General features: G+C 76.1%; 14 protein-coding genes. 6 read left to right on the plus strand and 8 right to left on the minus strand.

The genetic code is table 11. From position 1 onward, the window contains the following. Positions 1–3: 3 nt before the first annotated feature. Both AC07A6_RS03175 and AC07A6_RS03180 read left to right on the plus strand, forming a co-directional pair. Positions 4–621 carry a hypothetical protein gene (locus AC07A6_RS03175; RefSeq protein ID WP_478775858.1) on the plus strand — a complete coding sequence of 206 codons (618 nt, stop codon included), beginning with the start codon at positions 4–6 and terminating at the stop codon, positions 619–621. Further along, on the plus strand, positions 618–1577 hold the full coding sequence (locus AC07A6_RS03180; protein WP_362472165.1) for a serine/threonine-protein kinase: 960 nt from the start codon (positions 618–620) through the stop codon (positions 1575–1577). The genes AC07A6_RS03175 and AC07A6_RS03180 overlap by 4 nt, the downstream gene beginning before the upstream one ends. Positions 1578–1584: 7 nt before the next feature. Here AC07A6_RS03180 and AC07A6_RS03185 read toward each other — a convergent pair whose 3' ends face one another. Continuing rightward, positions 1585–2823 (minus strand): streptophobe family protein, encoded by a 1239-nt coding sequence (locus AC07A6_RS03185; protein ID WP_478775859.1) that lies wholly within the window; start codon positions 2821–2823, stop codon positions 1585–1587. 137 nt (positions 2824–2960) lie between these two features. On the opposite strand from AC07A6_RS03185, the gene AC07A6_RS03190 reads away from it, so the two are divergent. Both AC07A6_RS03190 and AC07A6_RS03195 read left to right on the plus strand, forming a co-directional pair. Further along, a complete protein-coding gene (locus tag AC07A6_RS03190) occupies positions 2961–4340 on the plus strand; it encodes a DUF6777 domain-containing protein (RefSeq protein WP_478775860.1) in 1380 nt (459 codons plus the stop codon). 102 nt (positions 4341–4442) lie between these two features. Continuing rightward, on the plus strand, positions 4443–6512 hold the full coding sequence (locus AC07A6_RS03195; RefSeq protein WP_478775861.1) for a SpoIIE family protein phosphatase: 2070 nt from the start codon (positions 4443–4445) through the stop codon (positions 6510–6512). 6 nt (positions 6513–6518) lie between these two features. On the opposite strand, the gene AC07A6_RS03200 is transcribed toward AC07A6_RS03195, so the two are convergent. The 4 genes from AC07A6_RS03200 to AC07A6_RS03215 all read right to left on the minus strand — a co-directional run bounded on the left by AC07A6_RS03200 (position 6519) and on the right by AC07A6_RS03215 (position 10964). Continuing rightward, on the minus strand, positions 6519–7346 hold the full coding sequence (locus AC07A6_RS03200) for a DUF4328 domain-containing protein (RefSeq protein ID WP_478775862.1): 828 nt from the start codon (positions 7344–7346) through the stop codon (positions 6519–6521). Positions 7347–7479: 133 nt separating this feature from the next. Next, positions 7480–9405, minus strand: coding sequence for an ABC transporter permease (locus AC07A6_RS03205; RefSeq protein ID WP_478775863.1), 1926 nt, complete (start codon positions 9403–9405; stop codon positions 7480–7482). Positions 9406–9550: 145 nt separating this feature from the next. Continuing rightward, positions 9551–10372 (minus strand): molybdate ABC transporter substrate-binding protein, encoded by an 822-nt coding sequence (gene modA, locus AC07A6_RS03210; RefSeq protein ID WP_478775864.1) that lies wholly within the window; start codon positions 10370–10372, stop codon positions 9551–9553. Between the two features lie 196 nt (positions 10373–10568). Further along, positions 10569–10964, minus strand: a complete 396-nt coding sequence (locus tag AC07A6_RS03215; RefSeq protein ID WP_478775865.1) for a TOBE domain-containing protein — start codon at positions 10962–10964, stop codon at positions 10569–10571. A 134-nt stretch (positions 10965–11098) separates the two neighbouring features. Between AC07A6_RS03215 and AC07A6_RS03220 the strand changes: the two genes are divergently transcribed. Further along, complete coding sequence (locus AC07A6_RS03220; RefSeq protein WP_478775866.1) at positions 11099–11482, plus strand: RNA-binding S4 domain-containing protein; 384 nt, start codon at positions 11099–11101, stop codon at positions 11480–11482. A 222-nt stretch (positions 11483–11704) separates the two neighbouring features. Here AC07A6_RS03220 and AC07A6_RS03225 read toward each other — a convergent pair whose 3' ends face one another. Genes AC07A6_RS03225 through dhaK form a run of 3 tightly spaced genes read right to left on the minus strand, consistent with a single transcriptional unit; the run spans position 11705 to position 13718 of the window. After that, positions 11705–12112, minus strand: coding sequence for a PTS-dependent dihydroxyacetone kinase phosphotransferase subunit DhaM (locus AC07A6_RS03225; RefSeq protein ID WP_478775867.1), 408 nt, complete (start codon positions 12110–12112; stop codon positions 11705–11707). Continuing rightward, entirely contained in the window at positions 12109–12717 is a 609-nt protein-coding gene (gene dhaL, locus AC07A6_RS03230; protein ID WP_478775868.1) for a dihydroxyacetone kinase subunit DhaL, read from the minus strand. Before dhaL ends, AC07A6_RS03225 begins: the two co-directional genes overlap by 4 nt. A gap of 2 nt (positions 12718–12719) precedes the next feature. Further along, on the minus strand, positions 12720–13718 hold the full coding sequence (dhaK, locus tag AC07A6_RS03235; RefSeq protein WP_478776010.1) for a dihydroxyacetone kinase subunit DhaK: 999 nt from the start codon (positions 13716–13718) through the stop codon (positions 12720–12722). A gap of 135 nt (positions 13719–13853) precedes the next feature. On the opposite strand from dhaK, the gene AC07A6_RS03240 reads away from it, so the two are divergent. After that, positions 13854–14498, plus strand: a complete 645-nt coding sequence (locus AC07A6_RS03240; RefSeq protein WP_362464711.1) for a hypothetical protein — start codon at positions 13854–13856, stop codon at positions 14496–14498. The last annotated feature ends 105 nt before the right edge of the window (positions 14499–14603 follow it).

Raw genomic sequence — 14603 nt, forward strand, 5'->3', positions numbered from 1 at the left:
GCGATGACCGACTCCCCGGAGCCCGCGGCCTTCCACCCCACCCACGTGGTCCCGCAGGACGGGCTGCCCGCCTGGGAAGCCCCCGACGTCTCCCGGCCCACCGCCGCCCTCGACCCCTTCCTCCCCGTCCGGCTGCTGTCCCGGCGCGGCGAATGGGGGGAGATCCTGTGCGCCAACGGCTGGTCCGCCTGGGTCGACGGACGGCTCCTCGTCGCGGTGCCCCGGCCCCCGCCGACCGCCGGCCGGCCCCTCGAACGGACCGAGGACCCCGGACCGCTGCTCACCCGGACGGCCGACACCCTCGACCGCTACCGCCGGGCCCTGCGCGAGACCGTCCCCGGAGCCGCCGGCGACGGCTTCCGGCAGGCCGTACGGGGCCTGCGCGCCGGGATCGTCATCGACGGCGAGTCCGTGTGGCTGTACGAGGAGGCGGCGGGACGGTGGCTGTACGCCGACGGGAGCCGCCCGACCACCTACGCGGTCGTCTCGGAACCGGGACCCCCGCCCCCGCCGGAGCCGGAGCCCGGCGAGGCGGACACCGGCGCACGGGCCGGCGTACGGGAGACACCGCACGAGCCCACGCGCGTCGCCGACCGCCCCGACGGGGGAGGGAGCCCATGACGGACCCCGGACCACACGCCGGGCACCCCTCGGAACTGACCGGCACGCGGTTCGCCGGCTACCTCGTCGAGGACGAGATCGGGCGCGGCGGGATGGCCGTCGTCTACCGCGCCCGCGACCTGCGCCTGGACCGGACCGTCGCGCTGAAACTGCTGGCCCCCCAGCTCGCCCGCAACGACACCTTCCGGCAGCGCTTCACCCACGAGTCGAAGGTCGCCGCCGCCATCGACCACCCGCACATCGTCCCCGTCTTCGAGGCCGGCGAGACGGACGGCATCCTCTACATCGCCATGCGCTACGTCGCCGGCCAGGACCTGCGGGCCCTGCTCGACCGCACCGGCCCGCTGCCCGTGGAGACGGCCGCCCGGATCGCCGGCCAGGTCGCCTCCGCACTCGACGCCGCCCACGCCCACGACCTGGTCCACCGGGACGTGAAGCCCGGCAACATCCTCGTCACCGAGGGCACCGACAGCGAGCACCCCGAACACGTCTACCTCACGGACTTCGGCCTGACGAAGAAGTCCCTCTCGCTCACCGGGTTCACCAGCGTCGGACAGTTCGTCGGGACCCTGGACTACGTCGCGCCCGAGCAGATCGCCGGGAAACCGGTCGACGGGCGGTGCGACGTCTACAGCCTCGGCTGCGTGGTCCACGAGATGCTCACCGGCGGCCCGCCCTTCCGGCGCGAGGACGACATGGCCCTGCTCTGGGCCCACCAGTACGATCCCCCGCCCGCCCCGAGCGAAAGCCGCCCGGAACTCCCGGCGGCGGTGGACGAGGCGCTGGCCAAGGCCCTCGCGAAGCAGCCCGGGGAACGGTGGGGCAGCTGCCTGGAGTTCACCGCCGCGCTGCGCCGGGCCGGCGCCGGGGCACCACACGGCCACGGGGAACGGGAGGAGCAGGGCCCGCCGCCCCCGCCGCCGCGGTGGGCGCTCCCGGTGTTCCGGGGACGCTAGGCCCCGGCTAGGCGACCCGGCCCGGGTGGCGCAGGGGGCGGGCCAGGAGGGCGCCGAGGAAGCCGGCCACCGCGCCCCACAGCAGCGCCAGGCCGGTCGTGCGCCAGAGGTACGGGGTGAGCTCGACCCGGCCGCCCAGCCCGGAGACGTCCCCGAGCCCCAGGAGCGACAGCCCGAACCGGGCCTGGACCCCGGCCAGCAGGCACACCGTCAGGGTGGCCAGGCCCAGCGCCACCGCCAGGTGCACCGCGTGCTGCCACGGCCGGACCCGCGCGGGGGAGCGCACGGCGGCCAGCACGCCCGTGCCGAGCAGCGCGACGGCGGCCAGCACGACCAGCCACCACGCCCGGGAGTCGCGCTGCGCGAGCGAGGCCACGTCGACCGTGGACGGCACGGGGCCGCGCAGGACCTGGTCCAGCAGCGGCGGCACCGGCAGGCCGAACGGCCCCTCGGCCACGCCGCGCCAGGCGCCGCCGAAACCCGTGGTCAGGGCGAGCCAGGCCAGGTTCGGCAGGCCGAGCAGCAGCACCGCCAGGGTGCGGGCCGCGTGCCCCTGGACCGCCGCCGTCACCAGGCCGGCGCCGAGGCCGAGGACCACGTACGCCAGGAACAGCACGGCCGTCGCGTGGGCGGCCGGCCGCACCGCCGTGTGGAAGCGGAGCAGCCCGGGCGGGAGCGGCGTGCGGCGGGAGACCAGCAGGGCGATCAGCAACAGGCCCAGGAACCAGAGCAGTCCGTACAGCAGGGTGGGCCCGAGCGCGGCCCGGAAGCCCACCGTCGGTGCGGAGTCCAGCAGTTCGCCGATCTCCCCGAGCGGGGAGTCGCCCGTGGTCAGGCCGAAGGTCTGGCGGGCCAGGAGTGCGAACAGGGCGAGCAGGGCCAGCCACAGCACCGCCGACCGGCCCGCCCGGCCGAGCAGTTCGCGGGTCCCGGCCACCGCCCGGTGGCGCAGCGGACGCAGCAACAGCCACCCGGTGGTGAGCGCTCCGGCCAGGCTCACCGAGAGCGGCAGCACGGACAGGCTCGCGTCGGCGCCGGCCAGGAACCCGGCGTCGCCGGACACCTCGACCGAGCCCCCGGCCGCCATCACGACCACGGCGGCGACCACGCGGGCGAACGCCCCGTCCGGCAGGTCGCCGGCGCCGGCGCAGGCCAGCCCGGCGGCGGCCGTCGCGGTCATCACCGCGAAGCCCGCCACGACGGCGACGAGGGCGTCCCGCCACGCCCGGGCGGAGGTCCGGCTCACCCTGCCACGGTGGCATCCCCGGCTTGCGGTCACCACCTGGACGGCGCACACAATGGTCGGCAAGAGTGCCGGAAATCGCCGGTGTTCCAGGGATTCACGCCATTTCCCCGGATGCGTCCGCCTGGGAAGAGGAGTCCGTGACCACGCAACCCTCCGGCGAGCGGCCGCCGCAGCCGCCGCGGCCGTCACAGCGGTCGCAGCCGTCGCAGCCGTCACAGCCGTCACAGCCGCCGTCCGGGCGGCCCACCGGTCCGCCGTCCGGCCCGCTCTCGGGCGGCGGCGGGGAACCCCCGCCGCCGCCCCCTCCCGGCGGGCCCGGCGTCGGGGAGCCGCCGCGGGGGCCCTGGTGGCGGTCGGTGCCCGGGGTCGCGGCGGCGGCCGTGGCGCTCGTCGCGGTGGTCACCCTGGTGGTCGTGCTGACCAGGCCCGGCGGTGGCGGGGGCGGCACCCCGCAGCGGGCCGCGGCCGAGGTGTTCCTCCAGCCGGCCGCCGAGCCCGGACGGGACCCCTTCACCGACTCCAGCGCGGCGAAGCAGGCCACCCCGCCGCCCGAGACCCCGTCCCGGGGAACGGCCGCGCCCACGGAGCCCGCGGGCACCCGCAGCGTCAGCGGCTCCTCGCCCGGGCTCTACGGCGGCACGAAGGACGTCGCCAGCTGCGACGTGGAGCAGCAGATCACCGCCCTGACCTCGCAGCCCGCCATCAATGCCGCCTTCGCCTCGGCCCTGGGCCTGCGGCCGGACGCCGTCGCCGGCTACCTGCGGGCCCTCACCCCCGTGCAGCTGAGGATCGACACCCGGGTCACCAACCACGGCTACCGCGACGGCCGGGCCACCCCCTACCAGGCCGTGCTCCAGGCCGGGACGGCCGTACTGGTGGACGACCGGGGAGTGCCGAGGGTGCGCTGCGCCTGCGGGAACCCGCTGGGCCCGCCGGTCGCGCTGCGGGCCGATCCGAAGCGGTTCGGCCGGCCCTGGTCCTCGTACCGGCCGGCCGGGGTGGTGGTCGTCGCCCCGTCGGTGACGGTCGTGAACAAGTTCGTCATCTACGACCACCACGACCACCGCTGGCTGGAACGCGACCGCGGCGCCGCCACCCGGCCCGACAAGCCCGTCAAGCCGCCGGTCGGCCCGCCCGTCGTCTCCCCGCCGGTGGTCTCCCCGCCCGTGGTCTCGCCCCCGGTGGCCGCGACGCCGACGGTCTCCCCGCCGGAGGTCCTCCCCCCGCCGCTCGTCGTCACCCCGGCGGAGCCGTCAAAGCCCCCGGCCGCGACCACGCCCGCGCCCCCGACCACCCCGCCGCCCCCGGCCCGGACCCCGGCCCCCACCCCGGCCGGGACGCCGACCGGCGCGGGGACCCCGACGGAGACGGCCCCTCCGGCGGACAAGGGCACGCCTACGGCCAGGGCCACGGCCACGGCCACGAAGACCGCGCGCCCGCCGGCCCTGACCGGCGACGGGCCGACGGTCCCGCCGAGCACCTCTGCCCCGCCGCCGACCGCCCCGCCGCCGCCCTGAGCCCGGATGATCCGATCGTCCGCTCGTGCGGCGCCCCCGGCAATCCACCGGCCCGGCCGCCAGCGCATGCCGTGCACCCGGGAACGGTGAGACCCTGGCTGCATGGACCAGCGGGGACGGACCCCGGAGGTCGACTGGCCCGCGCGGCCCGACCTGAGCCTCGCGCTCAACCGGATGGGCACCTTCGACTGGGACCTCGACAGCGGGCGCCTGTACCTGGACGCCACCGCCCTGGAGGTCCTGCACCTGCGCCCGGAGCAGTTCGACGGGACCCCCGGCGGACTGCGCCGCCGGGTCGTGCCCGGCGACGGGGCACGGCTGGACGGGCGGGTGGCGCGGGCGCTGGAGGACGGCCGCAGCCACTACGGGGCGTACTTCCGCACCCTGCGCGAGGACGGGACGGCGGGCTGGACCCACCTCCAGGGCCACATCCTGCGGGACCCGCACGGCCGCGCGTACCGGGTCATCGGCATCCTCCGCGACGCCGACCAGGACCCCGGGGAGCCCGGCGCGGCGGGGGAGCGGGACGAAGGACGGCGCCGGATGACCGGGGTCGTGGAGCGGACCACCGCGATCCTCGCGCACGCCCGCACCGTGAACGACGTCACCGACGTCCTCAAGGACCCCGAGGCCCTCGGCCACCTCGGCGCCGTCAGCGTCATGCTCGGCATCGTCGACGGCGGCCGGATCCACCTGGTCGCGGAGGGCCAGCTGGGCTCGTACGTGCCCGAGATCGAGTACACGCGCATCGACGCCGAGTTCCCGATGAGCGAGGCCGTACGGAGCCTGCAGCCGGTCTTCATCGCCTCCCGGGAGGAGTTCCAGCGGCGCTACCCGCTGCTGTGGCCGTACATCGAACCGCTGGCCGTGCGCAGCGGGGTGTACCTGCCGCTGATCGCGCAGGGCCGGCCCGTCGGCGCGCTCGGGCTGCTGTACACCCGCGACGGGGACTTCGACGCGGAGGAACGCAACCTGCTGGTGGCGCTCGGCAGCGGGATCGCGCAGGGCCTCCAGCGGGCCATGCTCTTCGAGCAGGAGCACGACCTCGCCGAGGGGCTCCAGCGGGCCATGCTGCCCCGGGTCATCCCGGAGGTGCCGGGCGCGCTGATCGCCGTACGGTACCGGGCCGCCCGGGTCGGGCGGGACATCGGCGGCGACTGGTACGACGTCGTCCCCCTCGGCGAAGGCCGGGTCGGGGTGACGATCGGCGACGTCGAGGGCCACGACACGGACGCGGCGGCCGTCATGGGACAGCTGCGGATCGTGCTCCGCGCCTACGTCCTGGAGGGCCACACCCCCGGCACGGCGCTGGCGCGGGCCTCCGCCTTCCTCCGCGACCTGGCGACGGAGCGCTTCGCCACCTGCACCTACGCCGAACTGGACCTGAACACCGGGATGCTGCACATCGTGCGGGCCGGCCACCTCGACCCGGTCGTGCGGCGCGGGGACGGCAGCTGCCACCGGATCCAGGTGGCGGGCGGGCTCCCCCTCGGCCTGCCCCCGCGCGAGCAGCACGGCAGCGGCTCCGGCTACCCCGTCACCACCCTCGAACTGCACCCCGGGGACACGCTGCTGCTGTGCACCGACGGCCTCGTCGAACGGCCCGGCGGCGACTCCGAGACCGGGATGCGGGAGTTCATGGAGGCCGCCGAGCACGGCCCGGCCGAAGTCGAGGAACTCGCCGACGTGCTGTGCGACCTGGTCGGGGACGCGGGCGGCGGGGACGACATGGCCCTGCTCCTGCTGCGCCGGCGCGGCACCCCCGCCCCGCGCGGCGGCGGGCCGCTGCGCCAGCGCCTGGAACCGGGCGACGCGGACGGCCCGGCGATGGCCCGGCACCTGATCCGGGCGGCGGTGACCGCCTGGGGCGCCCGGGACCGGGCCGACGAGATCGAGCTGGCGGCGGACGAGCTGATGACCAACGCCCTCGTCCACACCGACGGCGGCGGGCAGGTCGCCCTGCGGCTGACCGCCGCGGGCCGGATCCGGATCGAGGTCGAGGACCGCAGCAGCGCCCTGCCCCGCCGCCGGGAGGCCGACGACTGGGCGGTGTCGGGCCGGGGCCTGCTGCTGGTCGAGCGGCTCGCGGACGCCTGGGGCGTGGAGCCCCGGGGCGCCGGGAAGTGCGTGTGGTGCGAGTTCGCCGTGCCGGTCCCCGCCGCCGCCCGCTAGCGGGTGTCAGACGGACGCGTACGGGCCCTGGGTGGCCTTCACGTTCTGCAGGGCCGTCAGCTTGCGGACGAACTGCACCGCGAGGACGGCCGCGGCGACCACCGCCAGGTCGGTGACGACGCCGAGCAGCGAGGCGGCGCCGAGGCTCTCGGGGGTCTCGGCGCGGACGTACACCACGCCGAGGACCCGGTCGAGGACCAGGGACAGGACCCACACGAGCCACCAGGCCGTCACCGGGGCCGCGGAGACGCGGCGGTACGAGCCGTCCGGCGCGAGCTGCACGCTCGCCTCCCAGGTCTGCCTCGCCACCCTGTACGGCAGGAAGAGGTTGCCGAGGGGGACGAACCAGGACCCGATGGCCCAGCCGCTCGCCAGGGTGAAGGCGTCGGGGCGGAACACCTGGCCGTTGACGCGCACCCGGTAGAACCAGATGACGAAGACCACGGCCGTGGCGGCCAGGGCCAGCCACTGCAGGCCGGCGGCGACGCCGACCAGCATGTCGGACTGGTCGAGCGTGTCGTCCGGGACCGAGGAGGGGTCCGCGGCGACGTCCCCCATCAGCGACCAGGTGTTCAGGTTGGCGGCGGCCGAGTACACGTTGACCACGGCCGTCCCCAGGAGCAGCACCGTCAGCGCGGTCGCGCGGCCCTGCGGGGAGCGCAGCTGCTGCACGGGCGGCGGCGGGGGGAACGGGAACGCCTGGCCGGGGTACGGGGTCCCGGGGAGCGGCGGGCCGGCCGGGTACGGGGGCGCCCCGTACGGGTTCGCCCCGTACGGCGGCTGCGGGCCGGGGCCCTGCGGTGGCGGCGGCGATCCGGGCGCGCTGAAGGACATGGTGAAGGACCCCCCACGGGACGTGCGGACATGCGGACATGCGGTGGCGAACGGGATACCGGCCGGTCGAACGCCGGTACGACAAGCGCTGAACATATGTCAGCTCCGCGTCCGCCGTCCAAACCCCTCCCGTCTAGAGCGGCACCAGCGTGACCTCGGTGGCCTTCACGCTCGTCCACACCGGCGCGCCGTCGGCCACGCCGAGCTCGGCGGCCGCCTCCGGGGTGATCTCCGCGACCAGGTCGGGCGCCCCGGCCGAGGCGACGAGCACGCGCAGCCGGCTGCCGGCCGAGGTGACCTCCCGTACGGTTCCCGGCCAGACGTTGCGGGGGCTGCCGCCCGGACGGTCCTGGTGCAGCGACACCGCCTCCGGGGCGATGATCGCCAGGGCCTGCGTCCCCTCGGGCAGGGTCTCCGCCACCACCAGCCGGCCGCCTCCCGGGAGCGCGAGCCCGTCGGCGGAGGCGGTGCCGGGCCAGGCGTTGCGGCCCAGCATCCGGGCCACCCACGGCGAGCGCGGATGCCGGGTGACCTCGGCGGGCGGCGCGTCCTGGAGGGTGCGCCCGTCGGCCAGGACGAGGACCCGGTCGGCCAGCGACACCGCCTCGACGGGGTCGTGCGTGACGATCAGGCAGACCCCGCCGAACCCGGCCAGGTGCCGGCGCAGGGTGTGCCGTACGTGTGCCCGGGTCGTCTGGTCCAGGGCGGCGAGGGGCTCGTCGAGCAGCAGCAGCCGGGGCCGCGCGGCCAGCGCCCGGGCGAGGGCCACCCGCTGCGCCTGCCCGCCCGACAGCTGTGCGGGCCGCCGCTGCGCGAGGTGGCCCACCCCGAGCCGGTCCAGCCACAGCTGCGCCTCGCGGCGGGCTTCGGCGCGCGGGACCCGGCGGGCGCGCAGCCCGTAGGCGGTGTTGGCCAGGGCGCTCAGGTGCGGGAACAGCGCCCCGTCCTGCGGGACCCAGGCCACCTGCCGCCGGTGCGGGGGCAGGGCGGTGACGTCGGTGTCGCCGAGCCGCAGCTCGGCGCGGGCGCGCGGGGTCAGGCCGAGCAGGGCGCGCAGCAGGGTGGTCTTGCCGGCGCCGTTCTCGCCCACCACGGCGATGGTGGTGCCGGGGCCGGCGTCGAGGGTGAGTTCGTTGAAGCCGGTGACCTCGGCGTGCAGGGGCCAGCGGCCGTCGTCCGGCACGGTCGGAGCGGGGGCCTCGTCGGGGGCGGCGGCGGGGGCGGGGGCCTCCGGCCCGGATGCCGCCCGGGTCTTCGCGGCCACGGGCGTGCCCGTCCAGCGGCCGCGCAGGGCGATGAGCACGCCCATGGCGATGGCCAGCAGCAGCAGCGAGACCGAGGTGGCCGCCTCCGGCTGGTCCTGGAGCAGCAGGTAGACCTGGAGGGGCAGGGTCTGGGTGGTGCCCGGCAGGTTGCCGGCGAAGGTGATGGTCGCGCCGAACTCGCCGAGCGCGCGGGCCCAGGTGAGGGCGGCGCCGGCGATCAGGCCGGGGGCGACCATGGGCATGGTGACCGTGAAGAACACCCGGACCGGCGAGGCGCCGAGGGACGCGGCGGTCTCCTCGTAGCTCTGCTTCAGCCCGCCGAGCGCCCCCTCCAGGCTGATCACCAGGAAGGGCATGGCGACGAAGGTCGCCGCGACGACCGCCCCGGAGGTGTGGAAGGGCAGCGTGACGCCGAAGGTGTCCTCCAGCCAGGGGCCGAGCAGTCCGCGCCGCCCGAAGCCGAGCAGCAGCGCGACACCGCCGACGGTCGGCGGCAGCACCATCGGCAGCAGCACCAGAGAGCGGACGAAGGCCTTGCCCTTGAACTCGACCCGGGCCAGCAGCCAGGCCAGCGGCACGCCCAGGAGCAGAGAAAGCCCCAGCGCCCACAGGGACACCAGCAGCGAGAGCTTCAGGGCCGTGACCACGCCCGGGCTGGTGAGGTGGGCGCCGAGTTCGCCCCACTGCGTACGGGTGAGGATGCCGACGAGCGGCAGCAGCAGGAACGCGACGGCGAGCAGCGCGGGGAGCGCCAGCGTCACGGGGGGCCGGGTGCGGGTGCGGAGTCTGCTCATGGGGTGATGGGGGTTCCTGGTCGGGTCCGGGGCCGGGGCCGGGGAGGGATCCTACGGAGCGTACGGGCGCGGCGCGGGCGCCGGACACGCCGAGGGGGGCCGCCCGTCCCCCCGGACCGGGCGGCCCCCCTCGCGGCCGTGCCGCCTAGGCCTTCTGGAAACCGGCGTCCTGGAGGATCTTCTGCGCCTCGGGGCCGCTCAGCCAGGCCACGAACGCGGCGGCGGCCTCGGCGTTCTTGGACTGCTTGAGGGTGGCGGCCGGGTAGGAGGCGACGGCGTTCTGCTCGTCCGGGATGTCCACGGAGACGACCTTGTCACCGGACTTGACGGTGTCGGTCTTGTAGACGAGGCCGGCGTCGGCCTCGCCCAGCTCGACCTTGCTCAGGACGGCGCGGACGTTGGGCTCCTGGGAGACCGGCTTCACCTCGATCTTCTGGGCGTCGAGGATCTGCTTGCTGTAGCGGCCGACCGGGACCTCGGGCGCCGCGAGGACGACCTTGATCTTGGAGTCGGCGAGGTCCTTGAGCTCGTCGACCTTGAAGGGGTTTCCCTTGCCGGTGGCGATGACCAGGCGGTTCTTCGCGATGACCGTGGCGTTGTCGGTCTCGGCCTTCAGGCCGTCCATGGTCTTGGTGTCGGCGGTGACCAGGGCGTCGGCCGGGGCGCCCTGCTTGACCTGGGCGGCGAGCTCCTGGGAGCCGGCGAAGGAGATGGTCACCTTGGTGCCGGGGTGGGACTTCTCGTAGGCGGCCTTCGCCGTGTTGAACACGTCGGTGAGGGAGGAGGCGGCGAGCACCGTGAGGTTCGCGGCCTTGGCCCCGGCGGAGGCCGGGGCCGAACTGGAGGGCGAGGCGGCCTCGTCGGCCTTCTTCTCGTCGCCGCCGTTCCCGCAGGCGGAGAGGGGGACGAGCAGGGCGGCGGTGAGCGCGACGGCGGCGATGCGGCGGGTGTTCGGGGTGGCGGACATGAGCGGGTGCTCCTCGGTCGGGTCGGCGGCCGGCCGGGTGCCGGAGCCGCGCGGTAGTGACCCGCGCCGGTGACGGGCGGAGCGGGTGGGAACGAGCGGGTGGGAACGAGCGGGTGGGAACGAGCGGAGGGGGACGGGCGGAGGGGGGGGCGGAGGGGGCGGGCGCCGGGTCTCGGTCCGGCGTCGCCGGGCCGGGTCAGGCGCGGTCGATGTGCACGCTGGTCGACTTGACGCGGGCGGTGGCCCGCATGCCGACCTCAAGCCCGAGTTCCTCGACGGCCTCGCGGGTGAGGAGGGAGACCAGCCGGTGGGGACCGGCCTGGATCTCCACCTGGGCGGCGACGTCGCCGAGCCTGACGGCCGTGACGATGCCGGGGAAGGCGTTGCGCACCGAGGTGTAGGACTCGCCGTCCTCGGTGTGGGCGCCCTGCCCCACCTCGACGGAGAAGGCCGCCAGGTCGCGGCCGTCGATCAGGCGGCGGCCGCCCTCGTCGCGATGGGTCGCGACCCGGCCGGCGTCGGCCCAGCGGCGCGCGGTGTCCGGGCTGACGCCCAGCAGACGCGCCGCCTGTCCGATGGTGTAGGACTGCATGTGCGACAAGGTAGGGGGCTCGGGCCCGCATGTGCAATTCGTTTGGCTTGATCTCTATCGCATATGCCATGGCCCTTGTGGTATCTGCCAAAAACGGTTCCGCTTCGGGGCGGCCGGATCGCTAGAGTCGGGGCATGACTGACGGTACGAGCACCACGGAGACCGCGCGGGTCGACGCCTGGATCTGGTCGGTGCGGCTCACCAGGACCCGGTCCGTGGCGGCGACGGCCTGCCGGGCGGGCCACGTGAAGGTCAACGGCGAACGGGCGAAGCCGGCGCAGCAGGTGCGGGCGGGGGACGAGGTACGGCTCTTCCACGCGGGCCGCGAACGGATCGTCGTGGTCCGGCGCCCCGTGACGAAGCGGGTCGGGCCGCCGGTCGCCGCCGAGTGCTACGTGGACAACAGCCCGCCGCCGCCGACCCCGGTGGAGGCGGCGGTGACCGGCATCCGCGACCGGGGCGCGGGGCGCCCGACGAAGCGGGACCGGCGCGAAATGGAGCACCTCCGCGGCCGCTAGCCCCTGCCCTGGCCGGGCGGTGCGGGTGCCGCCGCGCGGGGCGAGGTCCCTGGGGGCTCCGCCCCCAGACCCCCGCGCCTCAAACGCCGGCGGGGCTGGATTCTCCAGCCCGCGCGGCGTTTGAGCGCAACGGGGTCAGGGGCGGAGCCCCTGGGAACGGTGGAAGGGCGGGTAGGGGACCCCGCCCCGCGCAGCGGCGCATGCGCAGCCCCCCTCGCGGGGTCACGCCTTGCGGTACGCGTACGCCTCCTCGGCCGCCGCCACGACGGCCTCCAGCGGGGCCCCCGCCGACGCGGCGACCACCGCCGCCACCGCGCCCTCCAGGAACGGCGCGTCCACCAGGCGGGAGCCGGCCGGGAGTTCCTCGTCCTCCAGGAGCGCCTTGACGGTCAGCACCGAGCTGCCCAGGTCCACCAGCAGCGCGACCCCGGCCCCCCGGTCCACTGCCGACGCGGCCGCCGTGATGAGCTCCGCGCTCGTGCCGAGCCCGCCGTCGGCGGTGCCGCCCGCCGGGGCCACCGGGGCCACCGCCCCGCCCGCCGCGATGCCCCGCGCCAGCTCCGCCACCGACCCGGCGACCCCGGCGCTGTGCGACACCAGCACGATCCCGACCAGCGCCCCGCCGCTCACGCCGCCCCCTCCGCCGTGTCGGCCAGCGCGCCCAGCAGCAGGGCGGCCGAGGTGGCTCCCGGGTCCTGGTGCCCGACGCTGCGCTCCCCGAGGTAGCTGGCGCGGCCCTTGCGGGCCAGTATCGGAACCGTCGCCAGCGCCCCGCCCTGCGCCGCGCCCCCGGCGGCACGGTAGGACGTACCCAGCGCCGCCACCCCAGGGACCAGCGCGTCCAGCATCGTCTTGTCGCCCGGGGCCGCCCCGCCCAGCCGGGCCACCGCGTCGACCCCCGCGTCCAGGGCTTCGCGCAGCTCCTCGTCGGAGACCTCGGCGGCCTCCCCGAGTTCCTTGCCGGTGCGCCGCAGCAGCGTCCCGTACAGCGGTCCGGACGCGCCGCCCACCGTGGAGATCAGGGTGCGCCCGGCCAGCTGGAGCAGGGCTCCGGGCGCGGCCTCCGGGTCGGCTCCGGCGAGCGCCGTGCGCACGGCCGTGAAGCCCCGCAGCAGGTTGGCCCCGTGGTCGGCGTCCCCGATGGGGGAGTCGAGTTCGGTCAGCCGGTCCGCCTCCCGTTCCACCGCCGCCGCGGCGGCCTCCATCCAGCGCCGGAAGAACTCAGCGTCCCGCATGCTCAGCACCCCCAGCGCAGGGCGGCCGTCCGCACCGGCGCGTCCCACAGCCGCAGCAGCTCCTCGTCCGCCCGGCACACGGTCACCGAACAGCCCGCCATGTCCAGGGAGGTGACGTAGTTCCCGACGAGCGCCCGCGCCACCTCCACGCCCCGCGCCGCCAGCGCCGCGGCCACCTCCGCGTGGAAGCCGTACAGCTCCAGCAGCGGGGTCGCGCCCATCCCGTTGACCAGGAGCAGCACCGGACCGGCCGGCGGGCCGGCCTCCGCGAGGTCGTCCAGTACGGCCGCCACCGCCACCTCCGCGATCTCCCGCGAGGTCATCATCGCGCGCCGCTCCCGGCCCGGCTCGCCGTGGATGCCCACGCCCAACTCCAGTTCCCCGTCGGGGAGGTCGAAGGTCGGGCTGCCCTTCGCGGGCGTGGTGCAGGCGCTGAGCGCCACCCCGAAACTGCGGGAGGAGGCGTTGACCCGCCGGGCGAGGGCGGCGACCCGCTCCAGTGGCGCGCCCTCCTCGGCGGCCGCCCCGGCGATCTTCTCGACGAAGAGGGTGCCGCCGGTGCCGCGCCGGCCGGCCGTGTAGAGGCTGTCGGTCACGGCGACGTCGTCGTCGACGAGCACCCGCTCCACCCGCAGGCCGTCCTCCTCCGCCAGTTCGGCGGCCATCTGGAAGTTCAGCACGTCGCCCGTGTAGTTCTTGACGACGAACAGCACCCCCTGGCCGGCGTCCACGGCACCGGCCGCGTACAGCATCTGGTCGGGCACCGGCGAGGTGAACACGGCGCCGGCGCAGGCGGCCGAGAGCATCCCGGGTCCCACGAACCCCGCGTGCAGCGGCTCGTGCCCGGAGCCGCCCCCGGAAACCAGCCCGACCCGCCCGCCGGCCCGCGCGTCCCGGCGCACGACGACCTGCCGCTCCACGTCGACGTCGAGCTCGGGGTGCGCGGCCGCCATGCCGCGCAGGGCGTCGGAGACCACGGTGTCTGGTGAGTTGATGAGCATCTTCACGTAAGCCTCCCGGTGCGGTGGAGTCGTGTTCTGCGACCTGCTGCCGACCGTATGGCAGAGGGCCCCGCCGAGGTGGCGGAACGCGGACGCGGCGCGGCCGGCGCACACCGGCCCTGGCATGATCAGGCCATGGGTCTGAACGTGGTCGTCGGGGTGCTCGCCGACGCCGAGGACGAGTACGCCGACATGGTCCGCGCCGACTTCGCCGCGATCGGCGGGCTGCTGCAACGCGCGGGAGCGCCGCCGTGGACCGAGCCCGAAGGGCGCGCGGGGGAGTCCGCCGAGTTCGAGTCCTGGGGCTACTCGGGGCTGCACGCCCTGCGCCGTCTCGCCGTCCACCTGGCGGCGCACGGGCAGCTGCCCGAGCCGTTGGCGGAGCCGCACCGGGCGACCGCCGACCCGCTCCTGAGAGAGGCTTACGGCGCCCTCCCGGCAGCTCCTCCCGGACCGTACGACCACCTGATCCACCACTCCGACTGCGAGGGCTACTACGTCCCCGTGGACCTCGCGCACGTCATCGTCGACGAGCGGGCTCCGGGCGGCGGCCTCGGCTCCTCGGTACGGCTCCTGGCGGAGACCCGCCGGCTCGCCGCCGCCCTCGGTCTCCCCGAGGACCTCGACCCGCACTCCGAGGAGCTCTTCGAGGCCGCCGACGCGGCCGAGCCGGCCGCCGCGGGCTGGCAGCGCCACGGAGTCGAGTCCTACGTCTGCGTACAGCTCCTCCGGGCCGCCGAACTGTCGGTCGCCACCGGGATGGCCATCGCCTTCACCTGAGCAGGCGGGCCCGTTCGCGGCGATGATGGCGGCCAACCTCCCGCACGCCCTGGGCCTGCGCCCCGAGTCCCCCGCCCCCGACGCCCCCTGGTCCCGCCCCGGGCT

Source organism: Streptomyces sp. NPDC044002, from assembly GCF_056434525.1.